Source organism: Rhodococcus sp. 320_ES, from assembly GCF_059691855.1.
In genome coordinates this window covers 568464-587217 of record NZ_JCAWAG010000005.1, presented here as the reverse complement: position 1 = coordinate 587217, position 18754 = coordinate 568464, and the positions used below count along the sequence as shown (strand labels likewise).

Sequence of the window (18754 nt, the reverse complement as noted above, 5' to 3'; positions counted from 1 at the left end):
AAACACCCGTCCCAAATACCTCAGGTTTACCAACTCTTCGGTTATCTTCAGGGCGCGCAACAGACTGACCGCTCGTACGATCAAAGGACGACAATGGAACCTCACCGGAATCTGCCGGGTCGGCACCGTCTCGGCATGCCGGGCGGTGTCCACTGCATCTTGATTCCCCAGGTTGCCGACGCACTGGCCGAACACCGCCGCAACTGGTTCACGACACTCCTCAATCTGAACCCCGCACGCCACAGTTTCGCGTCGATGCGTCGTCGCGGCGACAGCATCGGCTCGTCCTGGGGTGCAGCCACCGCAGGCTGATCCGCCCGGTCACGAGACCCGGCTCCCGACGTACGGGAGCCGGGATTTTTGTGTGTCGAGGAGCGGCAGGTCGGTAGAACGCCGAAGGCCCCGAATCCTCATGGATTCGGGGCCTTCGGTTACGAGTCGGTGATGCGTGTCAGGCGTTGCCCGACAGCTTCTCCCGCAGAGCTGCGAGCTGAGCATCGCTGGCGAGCGATCCACCGGTCGACTCCGGAGCGGCGGCCGCAGGCGCACCGTCCTCGGACGGGGTGGCACCGGTCTCGGACGAGTAGCCGGCGGCAGCGTTGGCTGCTTCCTGCGCCTCGTCTGCGGCGGTCTTCTCCATCTGAGCGGTGTGCATCTTGTGACGACGCTCGGCCTCTGCGTAGCGGCCTTCCCACTCTTCGCGCTGCTTGTCGAAGCCTTCGATCCAGTCGTTGGTCTCGGAGTCGAAGCCTTCGGGGAACACGTAGTTGCCCTGCTCGTCGTACGAGTCCGCCATGCCGTACTTGGACGGATCGAACTCGGCGCTGTAGTCCTCGTTGGCCTGCTTCAGCGACAGCGAGATGCGGCGACGCTCGAGGTCGATGTCGATGACCTTGACGAGCGCGTCGTCACCGACGGTGACAACCTGATCCGGCACCTCGACGTGGCGCTCGGCCAGCTCGGAGATGTGCACGAGGCCCTCGATGCCCTCTTCGACGCGAACGAACGCACCGAAGGGAACCAGCTTGGTGACCTTGCCGGGCACGATCTGACCGATCGCGTGGGTACGGGCGAACTGACGCCACGGATCTTCCTGAGTTGCCTTGAGCGACAGGGACACACGCTCGCGGTCCAGGTCGACGTCGAGAACCTCGACGGTGACCTCGTTGCCGACCTCGACGACCTCGGACGGGTGGTCGATGTGCTTCCAGGACAGCTCGGACACGTGCACCAGGCCGTCGACCCCACCGAGATCGACGAACGCGCCGAAGTTGACGATCGAGGACACGACGCCCTTGCGGACCTGGCCCTTCTGCAGCTGGTGCAGGAACTCGCTGCGAACCTCGGACTGCGTCTGCTCGAGCCATGCACGGCGAGAGAGGACGACGTTGTTGCGGTTCTTGTCGAGCTCGATGATCTTGGCCTCGATCTCCTTGCCGACGTACGGCTGGAGGTCGCGGACGCGACGCATCTCGACGAGCGAGGCGGGAAGGAAGCCACGGAGACCGATGTCGAGGATGAGGCCACCCTTGACGACCTCGATGACGGTGCCCTTGACGGCCTCGTCCTTCTCCTTGAGTTCCTCGATCGTGCCCCAGGCACGCTCGTACTGCGCGCGCTTCTTCGACAGGATCAGGCGACCCTCTTTGTCCTCCTTGGTGAGGACGAGAGCTTCGATCTCATCTCCCACGGAGACGACCTCGTTGGGGTCGACGTCGTGCTTGATGGAGAGCTCACGGGACGGGATGACGCCTTCGGTCTTGTAACCGATGTCGAGCAGAACCTCGTCACGGTCGACCTTGACGATGGTTCCTTCGACGATGTCTCCATCGTTGAAGTACTTGATCGTGGCGTCGATCGCGGCGAGGAAGTCCTCCGCAGAGCCGATGTCGTTGACGGCGACCTGCGGTGAGGTGACGGTGGAAGAGGGCATGTGTTGAGTTGCTCCGGACGGGTTGTGGTCGGTGGATGGATGTTCGGTCGGACATTCACACGACGACACCGTGACGGAGAGCAGGTGCCACATTCGAACTGCCGAACGGCGAGAACTGCAGTAACTTCACGCGTACGTCGTGTGATGCTGGTGCCGTACCCGGGACAGAAATCATCCCCGGTAGACATTCGCGTATGTGAGACTACGCGCCGTCCGTCGAGGCGGGCAAACCCGGCTACGGTAGTGCGCGTGTCTGCCGATTCCGATCGCGTGTCCGCAGAATTGCCGTCGACCCCGCCGCCCGCGCCCGAGGTCGGCGCCCCCGGGCGCCGCAAGGTCGATTCGCGTTCCAGCGAACGCGCGTCTCGGTCGTGGTGGGACCGCGACGCCGGTGACTACCACCGCACACACGGCGATTTTCTCGGTGTCTCCAGCCCGCTCGGTGAGTTCGTCTGGTGCCCCGAAGGCCTGCACGAAGGGGACGTCCACCTCCTGGGTGACGTGGCCGGAAGGTCGGTTCTCGAAATCGGATGTGGCTCGGCGCCGTGTTCGCGCTGGTTGGCCTCCCACGGCGCCCGGGCAGTCGGCCTCGACATCTCGATGGGAATGCTCGAACACGGTCGGCGGGCGATCGCGGACCAGGATGGCCCGGCGCCGACTCTGCTGCAGGCCTCCGCCGAATCACTCCCGTTCGCCGACGACTCCTTCGACATCGCCTGCTCCGCGTTCGGCGCCATCCCCTTCGTCGCCGATTCGGCGGCCGTGATGCGGGAAGTCCGGCGGGTGCTGCGGCCCGGCGGTCGCTGGGTGTTCTCCGTCAACCACCCGATGCGGTGGGTCTTTCCCGACGACCCCGGCCCGGCCGGACTGACCGCGACCATTCCCTACTTCGATCGCACGCCGTACGCGGAGTTCGATGCCGAGGGAGTCGCCACCTACGTCGAACATCACCGCACGGTCGGCGATCGGGTCCGGGAAATCGTCGGAGCGGGTCTCGTTCTTCGAGACATCGTCGAACCGGACTGGCCAGAATGGCTCGATCGAGAGTGGGGTCAGTGGTCGCCGCTTCGTGGCGAGATATTTCCCGGTACCGCGATCTTCTGCTGCGAGAAACCGCTCTAGCCGCGCAACGCGTGCGCGACGACGACCTCGACGAATTCGCTGGTCGACGCGAGCCCGCCGATGTCCGACGTCGCCACTCCCGATTCGATGGTCGCCGCCACCGCACGCTCGATGTGCCTGGCGGCCGACGCGAACGAAGACGGTCCCGAATGCGACGCCAACCAGTCCAGCATCAAGGCGCTCGACGAGATGATGGCGGTCGGATTCGCACGATTGTGGCCGGCGATGTCGGGCGCCGATCCGTGGGCCGCCTGGGCCATCACCTTCGAATCGGACGCATTGATCGACGGAGCGCTGCCGAGCGAACCCGCCAATTCACCGGTGAGGTCGGAGAGGATGTCGCCGAACATGTTCTCGGCGACCAGAACGTCGAACTCCTCGCCCGAACGCACCAGGTGCGCGGTGACGGCATCGACGTGCTCGCTGCGCACCTCGACATCCGGGAAGTCCTCGGCCACGTCGAGGCAGGCATCGCGAAACAGGCCCGTCGTCAGCGCGAGGACGTTGGTCTTGTGCACGATGGTGAGCTTCTTCCTGCGTGATCGCGCGAGCTCGAACGCCTGGCGAGCGATGCGCTCGCACGCCGAGCGGGTGAAGACGCCGACCGCGAGCGCGACGTCGGCGGTGGGCATGAACTCCCCCGATCCGACGAACATGTTGCGGTCCGCGTAGAAGCCTTCGGTGTTCTCGCGCACGACGACGAGGTCCATCGACGGCGACATCGCGCGAACACCCGGTATCGCCTTGGCCGGCCGAATGTTCGCGTACAGGTCGAAGTGCTTGCGCACGGTCCCACCGGGGGTCAGCCGACCGCGGAACTCCTCCGGGTACGACGCGCTGTCGTGCGGACCGACGATCCACCCGTGCAACGAGGCGAGCGCGTCGAGCGTGGCGTCGGGAATCGGGGTGCCCACCTCGTCCAATGCGTCGCGCCCGAAGGCGAGCGGCACCCACGCGATCGGCGGACCCCCGACGGCCGACACCGCCGCGTCGACGACACGCACGGCACCGGGGACAATCTCCTTGCCGATACCGTCACCGTCCATCACACCGATGGGGTAACCCGCCCCGCTGAAATCCCGGCCGGCCTCCGGCCTACCCGCCATAACCCGACCGGCCTCCGGCCTACCCGCAGAGTTGCTTGCACTAGCCATGAGGCCATCATTGCTCACCATGGTGCAGTCGATCGAAATGCTGCTCGACGACGAACTCGACGAGCGGGTGCGTCGGGAGTGGGACTATCTGGCCGAACTCGGCCTTCCCAGCCAGGCCAAGCACCGCGGCGCTTCCAATCGACCGCACGTCACGATCGGCGTGGCCCAGTCGATTCCCGACGAGGCCGAGCGCGAACTCATCGAGGTCGCGCGGGGCGCACACCCAGACCTGAGGCTCGGCGGACTGCTGGTGTTCGGCGGCCGCAACGTGGTGCTCGCACGGGCGGTGGTTCCGTCGACCGGGGTGCTCGACCTTCACCACCGAACGCAGCACGCCCTGCGGCACGCCGACGGCGTGCCGCCGCATCTCGCTCCGGAGCAGTGGACGCCGCACGTGACGTTGGCGATGCGCATGACACCGGACCAGCTCGCCTCCGCCGTACGTGAATTGATTCCGACACTGAGCGATGCCGTCGGCGCCGTCTCGCGAATCCGCCGGTGGGACGGTGACGGCAAGCGGGAGTGGCCCATCAGCTGACTCGTTCGCCGGTGGGAACCGCAGGTCGGGACTAGCATCTCGCCCATGACGGTCGGGGGACTCGGGGGTGCACTGGCCGGCGCGGCCGGCGCTTTCGGCAGTAACGCGCGCAACCCGAACCTGCGCCGAGCCCAACTCAGCTTTCTCGGAGCATGGACTGCGGAATGGGCGTTCACCGTCGGCCTGGGCATCGTCGCGTACCGAGACGGCGGCGCGGCGGCAGTCGGACTGGTGGGACTGCTGCGCATGGTTCCGTCGGCGGTTCTCGCCCCACTGCTCTCCCCGCTCGCCGACCGCGGCCGACGCGAACGTGTCCTGCTCGTCGTGTCGGTTCTGCGTGCCGTGGCAACCGGCGCCGTTGCCGTCGTCGTCGGGGTCGGCGGACCGACAGCCGTCGTGTACGCGCTCGCCGCAGTCTCGACCGTTGCGGCGACGCTCTATCGGCCGGCGCACTCTGCCCTGTTGCCGTCGCTGTGTCGGAGCGGGTACGAACTCGCCGGCGCCAATGTGGTCCGCGGACTGCTCGACGCCGCTGCCACACTCGTCGGGCCTCTGCTCGCCACCCTCCTGCTGCGGTTCTACGACGTGACCGTGGTGTTCGCGGTGGCCGCCGGCGCATCGCTGTGGGCGGGCGCCCTGGTGCTCCGATTGAAGTACGACGCCCCTCCCCGACCGGCTGCCCCGACGAACGAGGGACTCCTTCGATCGGCGATGGAAGGGCTCGGGGTGGTGCGCCGCAGTCGCGACCTGACACTCGTCATCGGTCTCGCCGCTGCGCAATCGTTCACCCGCGGAGCGCTGACAGTCCTGACGGTGGTGGTCGCGATACAACTTCTGGGTACCGGCGAACCGGGAGTCGGGCTGTTGAACGCCGCGATCGGCGCCGGCGCCGTACTGGGTTCGCTGGGCGCGTCCCTCCTCGTCAGCACGAAGAAGCTCGGAGCGTGGTTCGCGGTCGGGGTGGCGCTGTGGGGCGTTCCGGTCGCACTGATCGGCATCGTGCCGCAGTGGGTCCTGGCGTTGGTCCTGTTGGCCTGTGTCGGCATCGGCAACTCGCTCATCGACCTGTCCGGATTCACGTTGCTCGCTCGGCTCGCCGCCGACAAAGTGCTCGCGCGAGTGTTCGGGGCGCTGGAAAGTGTTGTGGCACTGTCGATCGGCGTCGGGGCGATCATCGCGTCGACCCTGGTCGAATGGTTCGGCATCCGTCCCACCCTCGTCGCCGTCGGCTTGGTGTGTCCCGTTCTCGCGGTGCTCTCGTGGCGACGGCTGCGCCGAATGGACGACTCGATCGGTGTGCTCGACCACGACATCGACCTGCTGCACTCGGTGCACATGCTGAGCGTTCTCCCGCTGCCCGCCATCGAACAGCTCGCGCGCGGACTCGAACCGGTGGTCGTACCGTCGGGCCGACCGGTCTTCTCGCAAGGCGAGGTCGGTGACCACTACTTCGTCATCGAATCGGGAGCGGCCGACGTGGTCGGTGACGGACGACTCATCACCTCGCTCGGCCCCGGGGACGGATTCGGCGAGATCGCCCTGCTTCGACGCACCAGGCGAACGGCGTCGGTGGTGGCGACCGACGAACTCAGGCTTGCGGCGCTCCGATCCGATCGTTTTCTTCCCGCGGTCCTCGGCTACACGCCGAGCGCGCGGGAAGCGGGGTCGGTGGTCGAGAACCTTCTCGACCGCTTCACGCCCGACGGTGAGCAGGAACGCCCGCCGAGTTGACCGTCCACTCGGCGACCGAACGAACCGAACCAGCAGAAACGAGCACGTCATGACAACCGGACCCACACTTCTTCTCATCGCCGACATGAGTGGTTACACCGCCTACATGGGCTCGCACCGGATGAGCTTGGCGCACGCGGAGGTGAACACCGGTCGGCTTCTCGGACGCGTGGTCGACGCGGTACCCGACTTCGAGTTGATCGAGATCGAGGGCGACGCAGCTTTCCTCGCCCTGAGTACGGACTCGCTGGACGGCCGGACCGTCCTGCAACGCACTCTCGACGCAGCCGCCGCCATGCACCAGGCGTTCCACAGAGAGCGCACCTACGTGCAGACCAATCTGTGTCCGTGCAAGAGCTGCACCCGCGCGACGAGCCTGCAACTCAAGTTCGTGGCGCACCTCGGTGAAGTGGCGACTCAGACGATCCGCAACCGGCGCAAGCTCGTCGGCATCGACGTCATCCATGTGCATCGCCTGCTCAAGAACCCGGTCGAGCTGGACGAATACGTGTTGCTGTCCGACGAGCTCCTGCGGGCCGGCGGGTCGTCCGTCCCGGTCTCCACCACCGAAGTGCCCCAGGATCTCGAGGGAATCGGCCCGGTCACGTCGCACGTCGTGGACATCGCAGATCTTCCGGTATCGGAGGCCGCCGTGCGCGGACCGTCGGTTATCGGCAGACTCGGTAAGACCCTCGCCGTCGCCGGCGCCGGAATGCCGTACATGCTGGGACTGCGACGCAGACGACTCACCGCCACCGCCTGATGGCAGCGCGCGGTCGGAACGGACGAATGTGGCGCACGACGACTCGACCCCCGGGGCACTGCGTGTCCTGGGTATCTTTGCCCATCCCGACGACGAAACCATCTGCGCCGGCGGCACGTTGGCCAAGTACGCCGGCAACGGAGCCGACGTCCGGGTGGTGTCGTTCACGAAAGGCGGCGCCGGACAGATTCGCGACGCCGGCACGGCCACGCGCGCAACACTGACCGCGGTCCGCGAAAAAGAGCTCGCTGCGGCAGGCCTCGAGCTCGGACTCGTCGAGACACACTGTCTCGATTTCGTCGACGGTGGGCTAGCTGACGTCGGCGCCTCCGAGCTCGCCGACATCGCCTCGACCCTGCTGGACCGATTCGCACCCGACGTCGTGATCACGTTCGGGCCCGACGGATTCTCCGGTCACTCCGACCACATCGCCGTCGGGGCGGCCGTCACCACCGCCTGCACCGAACACAGCTCGGCGATCCGGCTCTTCCACTGCTATCTACCGCGGAGCCGCATGTTGCTCGGCGCCCGATTGGCCGAATGGGTCGTCGAACTGGCGACCCGCTTCAAGGGATCCGACGAGTTCGTCCGCGCGCTGTGGGTGTTCTCGCGGGAGACGAGCGCACTGGGGTACGCGGGAGACCTGGTGAACGTCGAATGGTTCCCGTCCGGTTCCTACCTCGTCGAACAGGGCGAAGCCGCCCACTCCATGTACTTCCTGCTCTCCGGGACGGTGGAGATCCGCCGCGAGAACGACGACGGGCAGGTACACGTGGTCGACCGGTCCGGACCGGGTGAGTTCATCGGTGAAGTCAGCATCGCGACAGGTCGACCCCGCAACGCGCACGTCGTCGCGCTGGACGACGTGACCAGCCTGACCTTCGTCGCAGCGGAATCCGTTCCCAACGACGGCCGCGCCGGATCTGCCGAGACCAGGGCCCTACCCTCGGGTGATCGGGTGGACGCCCGCGTGGACACGTGCATCGACGTCTCCGCCTTCGTCGGCCACAAAATCAAGGCCACTGCAGCTCATCGGTCGCAGTACCCCATCGATCCCACGATGTTTCCCGACGCGATTCTGCGCGAGATGTTCGGTGTCGAATACTTCGTGCGGGTGCTCCCCAAACGCGCACTCGACACCTCGCTGACGTAGTACTGCCAGTCGGGATGATTCCGCGCGGCGGATGCGTTGACGCCTATACACAGCTTGACAAGACACACGAGAGGAACAGCGTGGCTACGCAGACACTGACCCAGCAGAACTTCGACGACACCGTGACCGGCAACGACGTGGTCCTGGTGGACTTCTGGGCATCGTGGTGCGGGCCGTGCCGTCAGTTCGCTCCCACGTTCGAGAAGTCGTCCGAATCGCATCCCGACGTGGTGTTCGGCAAGGTCGACACCGAGGCGGAGCAGGGACTCGCTGCTGCCGCGAACATTCGGTCGATTCCGACGCTCATGGCGTTCCGCGAGGGTGTCCTCGTGTTCGCGCAGCCCGGCGCACTCCCCCCGGCGGCCCTCGAAGACCTCGTGGGACAGGTGAAGGCACTGGACATGGACGACGTACGCAAGCAGATCGCGGAGCAGGCCGAACAGCAGGCAGCCGAGTAGAAGTTCAGGTTGTCGAGCAGAACTTCGAGAAAAAGCCGGGCAGGTCCACGTGGGCCTGCCCGGCTTTTCTGTTACTCGTCGTGATCAGTGTGCGGCGCCGTCCCAGGTTCGTCCTGTTCCGACCGATACCTCGAGCGGCACCGACAGATCGATGACGTGCGCCATCTTGCTGCGCACCAACTCCTCGACTTCCGCGCGCTCGGACTCGACCACTTCGAGAACGAGTTCGTCGTGCACCTGCAGAAGCATCCGCGACTTCAGGTCGGACGCGTCCAACGCCTTCTGGACGTCGATCATCGCGACCTTGATGATGTCGGCCGCGGTTCCCTGAATAGGTGCGTTCAAAGCGGCACGTTCGGCAACCTCGCGGCGCTGCCGATTGTCGCTGGTGAGGTCGGGAAGGTACCGGCGTCGGCCGTACAGGGTCGAGGTGTAGCCCACCTTGCGGGCAGCCTCCACCACCTCGTGCAGATAATCGCGCACCCCGCCGAACCGGGAGAAGTACGCGTCCATCTGCTCTTTGGCTTCCTCGGTGGAGATCTTGAGCTGCTGAGAGAGCCCGTAGGCGCTGAGCCCGTACGCCAATCCGTAGGACATGGCCTTGACCCGCCGGCGCAGTTCGGGCGTGACCTCGTCGATCGGCACGCCGAACGCGCGGGAGCCGACGAAACTGTGCAGGTCCTCGCCCGTGTTGAACGCCTCGATCAGGCCGGCGTCCTTGGATACGTGCGCCATGATGCGCATCTCGATCTGGCTGTAGTCGGCGGTGAGAATCATGTCGTACCCGTCGCCGACCACGAATGCTTCGCGGATCTCGCGACCGGCAGCCGTCTTGACCGGAATGTTCTGCAGGTTCGGCTCGGTCGACGACAGTCGGCCCGTCGCCGCGATGGTCTGATTGAACGTGGTGTGCACCCGGCCGTCGTCGGACACCGATTTGAGCAACCCGTCGACGGTCACCTTGAGCCGTGTGGCGTCACGGTGGTCCAACATGTGACGCAGGAACGGATGCTCGGTCTTCTCGAAGAGCGTCTGCAGCGCTTCGGCGTCGGTGGTGTAGCCGGTCTTTGTGCGCTTGGTCTTGGGCATGTCGAGCTCGTCGAACAGCACGACCTGCAACTGCTTGGGCGATCCGAGATTGATCTGCTTACCGATCACCGCGTACGCCGCCTCGGCCGCCACCGACACCTCGCCCGCGAATCTGCTCTGCAGATCGTGAAGGTGGTCGAGATCGATTGCGATGCCGGTGCGTTCGACGGTCGCAAGCACCTCGAGCAGTGGCAACTCCATGTCCGAGAGCAGTGGAACGGACTCGATGAGCACCAGTTCCTTGTCCAGAGCCTCCGCCAGGTCGAGGACCGCTTGCGCGCGCAGAATCTGCCCCTCGGCAACGGCGGTCTGCGCATCGTCCTCGGAATCGAGGAGCGACAGCTGCGCGTCCTCGGCACCGTCGACCCGCAGGTTTCGCTTCAGGTACCGCAGCGAGAGGTCGTCGAGGGTGAAGCTGCGCTGCCCGGGGCGGACGAGGTATGCCGCGAGAGCCGTGTCGCTGGTGAGGCCCTGCAGAGACATGCCGCGCCCGTGCAGCGCGTGGATGGCCCACTTGGCCTCGTGCAGCGCCTTCGGCTTGGATGGATCGGCAAGCCACGCCGCAAGCGCGGCCTCGTCGGCCTCGGTGAGCGCGACGGTTTCGACATACGCACCCTCGCCGTCCGATGCAGCGAAGGCGACAGCAGTGGCCTCGCCGTTGTACGGCGATCGGGTGCCGACCACGGACAGTCCGGTCCGCTCCCCCGAATCGGCGTGCGCAGCAAGCCAATCCGGCAGTTCGCCGGGTGCGAGGGCGCCGCCGCGGATCTCGAAGCCTTCGTCCGACTCCGGCTCGGCCGAGGTGAGCGTGTCGAACAAGCGGTCACGCAGAACGCGGAACTCGAGGTCGTCGAACAGCGCGTGCACACGGTCGCGATCCCATGCCTGCAGCTGGAGTTGGTCCGGTGTGTACGGCAGGGGAACGTCGCGCACCATCTCGGTGAGCTGACGGTTGAGCACCACGCTGGACAGGTTGGCGCGCAGCGCGTCCCCCACCTTGCCGCGCACGGTGTCCACCCGATCGACGAGCGCCTCGAGGCTGCCGTACTCCTTGATCCACTTGGTGGCCGTCTTCTCCCCCACCCCCGGAATGCCGGGAAGGTTGTCACTCGGATCTCCGCGCAGCGCGGCGAAATCCGGGTACTGGCTCGGGGTCAGGCCGTACTTGGCCTCGACCTCCTCGGGTGTGAAGCGCGTCAGGTCGGACACGCCCTTACGCGGGTAGAGGACGGTGACGTTCTTGTTCACGAGCTGAATCGAGTCACGGTCCCCCGTTACCACCAACACCCGATATCCGAGTTCGACGGCTTGCGTGGTGAGCGTGGCGATGATGTCGTCGGCCTCGAAACCCGGCTCCGCCATCACGGGGATGCCGAGCGCGCCGAGCACGTCCTTCGTGAGATCGATCTGGCCGGAGAACTCGTCGGGCGTCTTGAGCCGGTTCGCCTTGTACTCCGGATACGCCTCGGCGCGGAACGTCTGCCGTGACACGTCGAAGGCTGCGGCGATGTGCGTGGGCGACTCGTCCTGCAGGAGCTTGATCAGCATGGACGTGAACCCGTAGACGGCGTTGGTGGTCTGGCCGCTGGTGGTCTTGAAGTTCTCTGCCGGAAGCGCATAGAACGCTCGGTAGGCGACGGAGTGGCCGTCGATCAACATCAGGGTGGGTGTCGCTGACTTCGCTGGGCTCACTCGGTCAGTCTAGGGAGGCCCACCGACAACCGCGGCGACCCCCGCACGGCGGGCGAATCCAGCGGAGGAAACAAGACCGAAACACCCAAGAAATTGAAGACGGCGTTTCGGTGACTCTTCAACCGATACAGTCCCACAATTGCCAGAAGTTAATCCGCCAGCACGTCTCTCGTCGGCCCGAGCCGACATCGTTCTATCGTCCGGAGGACCCAGCTTGCCCCCCACGACTCCGCGGCGGCACAGCCGAGCGCTGGTGTTCACCAGCCTCGGCCGAGCGCTCGTCGTCATGCTCCTCGGTCTGATCGCATTCGCCACCTTCAGCGGAACCGCGTTCGCCCAGGAACCCACTCCCACACCCGCACCGGCCACGAGCGCGCCGGCCACATCGCAAACTCCCCCCGCCGACGCCATCACCGTCCGCGGTGCACTGAACAACGCGGGTGAACGCCTGGCCGGTGTCGATGTCCGCGCGGTGGACTCGTCCGGTGCCGAGGTTGCGCGCACCACGTCGGGCGCCAACGGTGCCTGGACACTCGACGTCTCCCCCGGCGCCTACACGTTCGAGGTCGTGGCGGACACGCTCCCCGACGGCGTCTCCGTACAGGGTTCGGTGCAGCGCACGATCGCCGAGGGCCAGTCGAACACCGTCATCTTCTCGTTCGGCGAAGCGCGGACCGCCACGGTGGTTCCGTTCTGGGAGAAGTTCATTCGCATCACGGTGGACGGGTTGCGCTTCGGTCTCGTCATCGCCCTCGCGGCGATCGGACTGAGCCTCATCTTCGGAACGACGAGCCTGACCAACTTCGCGCACGGCGAGTTGGTCACCCTGGGCGCCGTCGCGGCCTGGGTGTTCAACGTCAAGATGGGTATTCAGCTGATCCCGGCGACGGTGCTCGCGATCATCGTGGGCGTCGCGGTCGGATGGCTGAACAACGCGATCGTCTGGAAACCGTTGCGACGGCGCAGAACCGGCCTGATCGCACAGCTGGTCGTCTCGATCGGCCTGGCGATCCTCCTCCGCTACCTCATCCTCATCTTCTACTCCGACCGTTCGCAGTCGTTCGTGGACTACCGCGCTCAGACCGAGAACGAGTGGGGTCCGTTCGCCATCACGAACGTGAACCTCGCGTGCATCATCATCAGCATCGTGGTGCTGCTTCTCGTGGCACTGATGTTGCAGCGCACCCGAATCGGCAAGGCGATGCGCGCGGTCGCGGACAACAAGGACCTCGCAGCGTCGTCCGGAATCGACGTCGAGCGGGTCATCACCTTCGTGTGGTGCCTCGGCGGCGGTCTCGCTGCCCTCGGCGGCGTCCTGTTCGGACTCTCCGAGCTCGGCGGAACCGTCCAGTGGGAAATGGGCTTCAAGCTCCTGCTCCTCATGTTCGCGGGCATCACGCTCGGCGGACTCGGCACGGCGTACGGCGCACTGCTCGGCTGCGTCATCGTGGGCCTGCTGGTGCAGTGGTCCACTCTCGTGATCAACCCCGACCTCAAGTACATCGGAGGACTGCTCGTCTTGATCCTCATCCTCATCGTCCGGCCGCAAGGCATCCTCGGCTCGCGGCAAAGGATCGGCTGATCCATGGATATTGTTGGAGCACTTCAGATCTCGTTGGCCCAGCTCATCGGGCCGTCCGCCATCTTCTACGCGCTGCTCGCGATCGGGCTCAATCTTCACTTCGGCTACGCCGGACTGCTGAACTTCGGCCAGATCGGGTTCGCCCTGCTCGGTGGATACGGCGTGGGCATCATGACCATTACGTACGAGCAGCCTCTGTGGCTCGGCATTCTCGTCGGCCTGGCCGCCGCGGGTCTGCTCGCACTGGTACTCGGCATTCCCACGCTGCGACTTCGAGCCGACTATCTGGCCATCGTCACGATCGCAGCATCGGAAATTCTCCGTCTCGTGTTTCGATCGACGGCCACCAACGGTGTCACCGGGTCGACCAACGGCCTGTTCGGGTTCGCCGACCCCTTCACGAAGCTGAGCCCGTTCGACTCGGCCAAGCAGTACGACTTCGTCGGCGTGCGGTTCTACGGCGACGACCTGTGGGCAATGGTCGTCGGCTGGACGTTGGTGCTGCTGCTCTGCGGCCTGGTCTACCTTTTGACCCACAGCCCATGGGGACGCGTGCTCAAGGCGGTCCGTGAGGACGAGGACGCAGCGCGCTCGCTGGGCAAGAACGTCTTCGTCTACAAGATGCAGGCGCTCGTTCTCGGCGGCGTGATCGGCGGCGCGGGCGGTGTCTTCAACGCCCTGCAAACCAAGTCGATCAACCCGGACTTCTACTCCACTGCGCAGACGTTCTTCGCGTTCGGAGCGTTGATCCTGGGCGGAGCAGCCACGGTGTTCGGTCCGGTCGTCGGAGCCATGCTGTTCTGGTTCCTGCTCTCGATTCCCGACGTACTGCTGCGCCAGGCGTCGGCAGGCGACAATCCGATCATCAACCTGACCGAGCAGCAGGTCGGCGCAATTCGCTACGTCCTGCTCGGCCTCCTCATCGCGGTGCTCATGATTTTCAGACCGCAAGGAATACTGGGCAACAAGCGGGAGGTTCAGCTCGATGCCTGACACAACTGTCGATTCACGCAAACCCCTGTCCGAGGAGCAGCGTTCGTCGCTGTTCGCGGCTGTGGACAACACTCCGGGTGTCGCGAAACCGGACCCGACCCTCGTCGTCGACGGCGTCTCGAGAACCTTCGGCGGCCTCAAGGCAGTCGACGTCGCTCACCTCGAAATTCAGCGAGGGTGCATCACGGGATTGATCGGGCCCAACGGCGCCGGCAAGACCACACTGTTCAACCTGCTCACCGGGTTCGACCAGCCGGACACCGGTACCTGGTCCATGGACGGCAAGTCGCTCGGCAAGATGACCCCGCATCAGGTCGCACGCCAAGGCGTCGTGCGGACGTTCCAGCTCACCAAGGCCCTGTCGAAGCTGACCGTGCTCGACAACGTCCGACTCGGCGCCACCGGTCAGAAGGGTGAGCGCATCTTCAATTCGCTCCTGCCCTGGACCTGGAAAGCACAGGAGCGCGAGGTCACCGAGCGTGCCAACGAACTGCTGGCTCGTTTCAAGCTCGACGCCAAGGCCACCGATCTCGCCGGCTCGCTCTCGGGCGGTCAACGCAAGCTGCTCGAAATGGCGCGTGCACTGATGACCGACCCGGCGGTGGTCATGCTCGACGAACCGATGGCCGGTGTGAATCCTGCACTGACGCAGAGCCTTCTGGGTCACATCAAGTCGTTGCGCGACGAGGGCATGACCGTCGTGTTCGTCGAGCACGACATGGACGTCATCCGCGACATCAGCGACTGGGTCGTCGTGATGGCCCAGGGAAGCGTGATCGCCGAATCCGCACCCGCGCAACTGGCGGACAACGAGGCAGTCGTCGACGCGTACCTTGGAACGCACCACGATCAGGCACTCGAATTCGACGAGAACGGCAACCCCGTCGGGGCGACGGCCGAACTCGCCGAAGCACTCGAACAAGCCGAAGCGGAGACCCTCGAGGCCGGCGGCGACCTGTCCGCGGCCGACGTCGACGTGACACCGCAGGCACTGAAGAAGGACCCCTCATGACCGAATCGGCTGCAGGACAACAACTGACCGCCGCAGAATTCGCCGCAACACCCGAGGAACATGCCCGGCTCGCCGAAGGCGCTCTCGTTCGCGCGGACAATTTGGTGGCCGGCTACATCCCCGGCGTCGACATTCTCAAGGAGTGCAACTTCTTCCTCAACGACGGTGAGATCGTCGGCATCATCGGCCCGAACGGCGCCGGAAAGTCGACACTGCTCAAGGCGCTGTTCGGACTCATTCCGATCCGCAAAGGTCAGGTGACCCTGGGCGGTGACAACATCACGTCGGCAGCGGCGCACGTATTGGTCACCAAGGGCGTGGGATACGTCCCGCAGACCCAGAACGTGTTCCCGTCGCTCACCATCGAGGAAAACCTCGAAATGGGAATCTACTTGCGGCCCAAGAAGTTCGCGGAGCGATTCGACTTCGTGAGCGAGTTGTTCCCGCTGCTGAGCGAGCGTCGCAAGGTCAAGGCCGGAGCCCTGTCCGGTGGCGAACGGCAGATGGTGGCCATGGGCCGTGCACTGATGATGGAACCGTCGGTTCTCCTCCTCGACGAGCCGTCCGCAGGCCTGTCGCCAATGTTCCAGGACGAGGTGTTCATTCGTTGCAAGCGGATCAATGCCGCAGGCGTGTCGATCATCATGGTCGAGCAGAACGCCCGGCGATGCCTGCAGATCTGTGACCGCGGATATGTTCTAGACCAGGGCAAGAACGCCTACACCGACACCGGCGCCAATCTGATGAACGACCCCAAGGTGATCGAGCTGTACCTCGGTACGTTGGCGGGAAGCAAAGAGAAGAAATAAGCACCGACCCCTGCCGCATCGGCCGTCCCGCGCTCCTCAGCGCGGGGCGGCCGATTGCGTTGTGGTGCAGAGGTGTTGGGGCGGGGGGCGGGGCCGGGGCGGCGCTTGGGCACCCCGGATCGTCTCGCGCCCATCCGATTGCGGGTGCATGACGCGAACTGCGGTGCCCGGAGCGCGGTCGGGCGCGGCAGCCGTCCCTGTGCACCCCGGATCGTCTCGCGCCCGTGCGATTGCGAGTGCCTGACGCGAACCGCGGTGCCCGGCAACGGACCCCACACACGACGATGGCCCGGATTCGCGAGGAATCCGGGCCATCGATCGAGCTGGTGTTACTTCTTGACGACGATGTATCCCGGTGTCGGCTCGATCAGCTTGTTGTCCGGTCCGAATTCGAGGCGACCGTAGGATCCGACCGACGGCTCGCCGGAATCGGTGAATGCGAGCTCACCGGTGATTCCGTCGTAGTCGATGTCGGTTCCGGCCTTCACCAGCGGCAGGCACTCTGCGAAGCTGGTGCACTTCGTTCCGTCCTTGGTGACGCTGTTGATGTTCGCGGCGATGTCCGTTCCTCCGGTGGACTTTGCCTGCTCGGCAGCGAGAGCCGAGATGACCACTGCGTCGTACGACTCACCGGCGTAGTTGTAGTCGACCAGCGCCGGGTTGAGCTCCTTCAGACGCGCCTGGAACGCCGGGCCCGTGTCGGTGAGAGGCGTGGTGCCCTTCATGCCGGCCAGCAAGCCCGGTGCGACGGCCTCACCGAGAGCGTTGCCCATGTTGCCGTCGACTCCGTAGACGGCCTTGGACGACGGTCCGATGCCAACCTCGGCCATACGGGTCAGGATCTTCGCCGACTCGTCGAAGCCGATGACGGCGATGGCATCCGGGTTGAAGCTCTTGACCTGGTCGACCTCAGCGTTGAACGACTGCGCGTTGGGGTCGTAGATGATCTTCTGGATCTGATCCGACGCGATGCCCGCAGCTTCGAGGTCCGACTGGGCGTTGGCTGCGAGGCCGGTGCCGTACGGGTCGTTGAGCGCGAGGATGGACACGCGCTGGCCACCGTCTTCGGCGATCAGCTGCGAGAGTGCCTGTGCCTGCAGAACGTCCGTGGGTGCCGTACGGAAGTACTGACCCTTGTCCGGGTAGCAGACGAACTGGTCGGACGTGTTGGCCGGCGAGAACTGGACGACTCCCGCGCTGGAGATCTTGTCGATCACCTTGAGCGACACGGACGACGACGCGGCGCCGATGATCACGTCGACGCCCTGCGACAGCTCACGGTCGACCGTGGTGTTGGCGGTGTCCGTGGTGGTGTCACCCGAGTCGCCGGGGAGGAGCTCGACGGGCTGCGACAGAACGCCGCCCGCTCCGTTGATGTCGTTGACTGCCAACTGAACACCCGCGATTTCCGGCGGTCCGAGGAACGCGAGGCTGCCGGTCTCGGGGAGGATCGTGCCGATCTTCATCGGGGTCGTGACCGGGGTGGCACCCGCTGTTGCCTGCTCGGGGGTGCAGTCCGTGGAGACTGTCGACTCCGCCGCTGCCGAGTCGCCCGAGGCGGCACTCGTGGAAGTGTCACCGCCGGAAGCGGAGTCGCTCGACGAACAGCCGAAGAGTGCGAGCGATGCGACGCCCACAACCGCAGCCGTCCGGACGATGGTCCGTTTTGCCATGTAAAGGTCTCCTAGAAATTTGTGCGACGCGTATCGAGACCGCGTTCGCTCGTGGGAGTGACGGTATCTCCCCGCGGCGTTTTGCGACCCGCTCAGCAGGGCCTCGTGACCTGACTGTTATCTGCCGAAGGCGTCATTTAACACCGCCGTAGCGTGGCGCCTCGTACTACTCGGCAGGCGGTGCGTCGAGCGTCTCGATGACGACCTGCGCGACGGCCTTCATGGTGGTCCGTCGGTCCATCGCGGCCCGCTGAATCCACCGGAACGCATCGGGCTCGGACAGCGACTGCGACGTCATCAGCAAGCCCTTGGCTCGCTCGACCAACTTGCGGGTGTTCAGCCGCTCCTGCAGATCCGCGACCTCACCTTCGAGCGCCGAGATTTCCGAGAACCGGCTCGCCGCGAGCTCGACCGCAGGAACAAGATCGGCCTTGGTGAACGGCTTCACGATGTAGGCCATGGCCCCGGCGTCGCGCGCTCGCTCGACGAGTTCCCGCTGGCTGAACGCCGTGAGAATGACAACGGGCGCAATGCGATTCGCAGCGATCTCCGACGCCGCGTCGATCCCGTCACGCCGCGGCATCTTGACGTCCATGATCACCAGATCGGGCCGGAGTTCGGTGGCGAGGTCGACCGCCTGCTGCCCGTCGGCGGCCTCCCCCACCACGTCGTACCCCTCCTCGCGCAGCATCTCCACGAGGTCCAACCTGATCAGGGACTCGTCCTCGGCCACCAACACCCGCCGCGCCGGTGCGCCACTTCCCGCGGAGTCGGTGGAGTCGGAACTCGCTGTCGGAGCATCCATCTTCGATCAGTCCCCTTCGACGTGAACCGTTGTCCGACACCGCACCGGCGCCGGCTCTCAGTCTTGCCGCCGCGCGGGGCGGGGGCCAGTCGAGGGTACCGGTGCCGCGCCGACCGCACCCGTCTTCTACACTTCATCACCGCGCCCTCGTATCCCAATTGGCAGAGGAAACGGATTCAAAACCCGTGCAGTGTGAGTTCGAGTCTCACCGAGGGCACCACGGTCGGCGCGGCTACGTCAGCCCCGT

General features: G+C 65.5%; 16 protein-coding genes and 1 tRNA gene. 12 read left to right on the top strand and 5 right to left on the bottom strand.

What is annotated here, in order from left to right:
- Positions 1–93 precede the first annotated feature (93 nt).
- Positions 94–312, top strand: a complete 219-nt coding sequence (locus tag AC59JP_RS20410; protein ID WP_497327612.1) for a hypothetical protein — start codon at positions 94–96, stop codon at positions 310–312.
- A gap of 139 nt (positions 313–451) precedes the next feature.
- Here AC59JP_RS20410 and rpsA read toward each other — a convergent pair whose 3' ends face one another.
- Positions 452–1933 carry a 30S ribosomal protein S1 gene (gene rpsA / locus AC59JP_RS20405; RefSeq protein WP_497327611.1) on the bottom strand — a complete coding sequence of 494 codons (1482 nt, stop codon included), beginning with the start codon at positions 1931–1933 and terminating at the stop codon, positions 452–454.
- A 282-nt stretch (positions 1934–2215) separates the two neighbouring features.
- Here rpsA and AC59JP_RS20400 point away from each other — a divergent pair, with 282 nt between their 5' ends.
- A complete protein-coding gene (locus AC59JP_RS20400) occupies positions 2216–3055 on the top strand; it encodes a class I SAM-dependent methyltransferase (protein WP_497327684.1) in 840 nt (279 codons plus the stop codon).
- Here AC59JP_RS20400 and AC59JP_RS20395 read toward each other — a convergent pair.
- Positions 3052–4161, bottom strand: a complete 1110-nt coding sequence (locus AC59JP_RS20395; protein ID WP_497327683.1) for an isocitrate/isopropylmalate dehydrogenase family protein — start codon at positions 4159–4161, stop codon at positions 3052–3054. The two genes, AC59JP_RS20400 and AC59JP_RS20395, sit on opposite strands and share 4 nt — an antisense overlap.
- A gap of 67 nt (positions 4162–4228) precedes the next feature.
- Between AC59JP_RS20395 and AC59JP_RS20390 the strand changes: the two genes are divergently transcribed.
- From AC59JP_RS20390 to trxA, 5 genes are all read left to right on the top strand, one after another.
- Entirely contained in the window at positions 4229–4747 is a 519-nt protein-coding gene (locus tag AC59JP_RS20390; protein ID WP_497327610.1) for a 2'-5' RNA ligase family protein, read from the top strand.
- A 45-nt stretch (positions 4748–4792) separates the two neighbouring features.
- Positions 4793–6478 (top strand): MFS transporter, encoded by a 1686-nt coding sequence (locus AC59JP_RS20385; protein WP_497327609.1) that lies wholly within the window; start codon positions 4793–4795, stop codon positions 6476–6478.
- A 49-nt stretch (positions 6479–6527) separates the two neighbouring features.
- Positions 6528–7241 (top strand): DUF2652 domain-containing protein, encoded by a 714-nt coding sequence (locus AC59JP_RS20380; RefSeq protein ID WP_497327608.1) that lies wholly within the window; start codon positions 6528–6530, stop codon positions 7239–7241.
- 28 nt (positions 7242–7269) lie between these two features.
- Positions 7270–8394: a PIG-L family deacetylase gene (locus AC59JP_RS20375; protein ID WP_497327607.1), complete on the top strand. Its 1125-nt coding sequence runs from the start codon at positions 7270–7272 to the stop codon at positions 8392–8394.
- A gap of 80 nt (positions 8395–8474) precedes the next feature.
- The gene (trxA, locus tag AC59JP_RS20370) at positions 8475–8852 is read left to right on the top strand and encodes a thioredoxin (RefSeq protein WP_497327606.1); all 378 of its coding nucleotides are present in this window, start codon (positions 8475–8477) and stop codon (positions 8850–8852) included.
- An 84-nt stretch (positions 8853–8936) separates the two neighbouring features.
- On the opposite strand, the gene polA is transcribed toward trxA, so the two are convergent.
- Complete coding sequence (polA, locus tag AC59JP_RS20365) at positions 8937–11600, bottom strand: DNA polymerase I (RefSeq protein WP_497327682.1); 2664 nt, start codon at positions 11598–11600, stop codon at positions 8937–8939.
- Positions 11601–11919: 319 nt separating this feature from the next.
- On the opposite strand from polA, the gene AC59JP_RS20360 reads away from it, so the two are divergent.
- Genes AC59JP_RS20360 through AC59JP_RS20345 form a run of 4 tightly spaced genes read left to right on the top strand, consistent with a single transcriptional unit; the run spans position 11920 to position 16029 of the window.
- Complete coding sequence (locus AC59JP_RS20360; protein WP_497327681.1) at positions 11920–13215, top strand: branched-chain amino acid ABC transporter permease; 1296 nt, start codon at positions 11920–11922, stop codon at positions 13213–13215.
- A 3-nt stretch (positions 13216–13218) separates the two neighbouring features.
- On the top strand, positions 13219–14208 hold the full coding sequence (locus AC59JP_RS20355; RefSeq protein ID WP_497327605.1) for a branched-chain amino acid ABC transporter permease: 990 nt from the start codon (positions 13219–13221) through the stop codon (positions 14206–14208).
- Positions 14201–15220, top strand: a complete 1020-nt coding sequence (locus AC59JP_RS20350) for an ABC transporter ATP-binding protein (RefSeq protein WP_497327604.1) — start codon at positions 14201–14203, stop codon at positions 15218–15220. The genes AC59JP_RS20355 and AC59JP_RS20350 overlap by 8 nt, the downstream gene beginning before the upstream one ends.
- Positions 15217–16029 carry an ABC transporter ATP-binding protein gene (locus AC59JP_RS20345; RefSeq protein ID WP_497327603.1) on the top strand — a complete coding sequence of 271 codons (813 nt, stop codon included), beginning with the start codon at positions 15217–15219 and terminating at the stop codon, positions 16027–16029. The genes AC59JP_RS20350 and AC59JP_RS20345 overlap by 4 nt, the downstream gene beginning before the upstream one ends.
- Positions 16030–16358: 329 nt before the next feature.
- Here the strand turns inward: AC59JP_RS20345 and AC59JP_RS20340 are convergent, their stop codons facing one another.
- Both AC59JP_RS20340 and AC59JP_RS20335 read right to left on the bottom strand, forming a co-directional pair.
- Complete coding sequence (locus AC59JP_RS20340) at positions 16359–17702, bottom strand: ABC transporter substrate-binding protein (protein WP_497327602.1); 1344 nt, start codon at positions 17700–17702, stop codon at positions 16359–16361.
- Positions 17703–17868: 166 nt separating this feature from the next.
- Positions 17869–18507, bottom strand: a complete 639-nt coding sequence (locus AC59JP_RS20335; protein WP_497327601.1) for an ANTAR domain-containing response regulator — start codon at positions 18505–18507, stop codon at positions 17869–17871.
- A gap of 143 nt (positions 18508–18650) precedes the next feature.
- On the opposite strand from AC59JP_RS20335, the gene AC59JP_RS20330 reads away from it, so the two are divergent.
- Positions 18651–18727 (top strand) — tRNA-Leu (locus AC59JP_RS20330).
- Positions 18728–18754 lie beyond the last annotated feature (27 nt).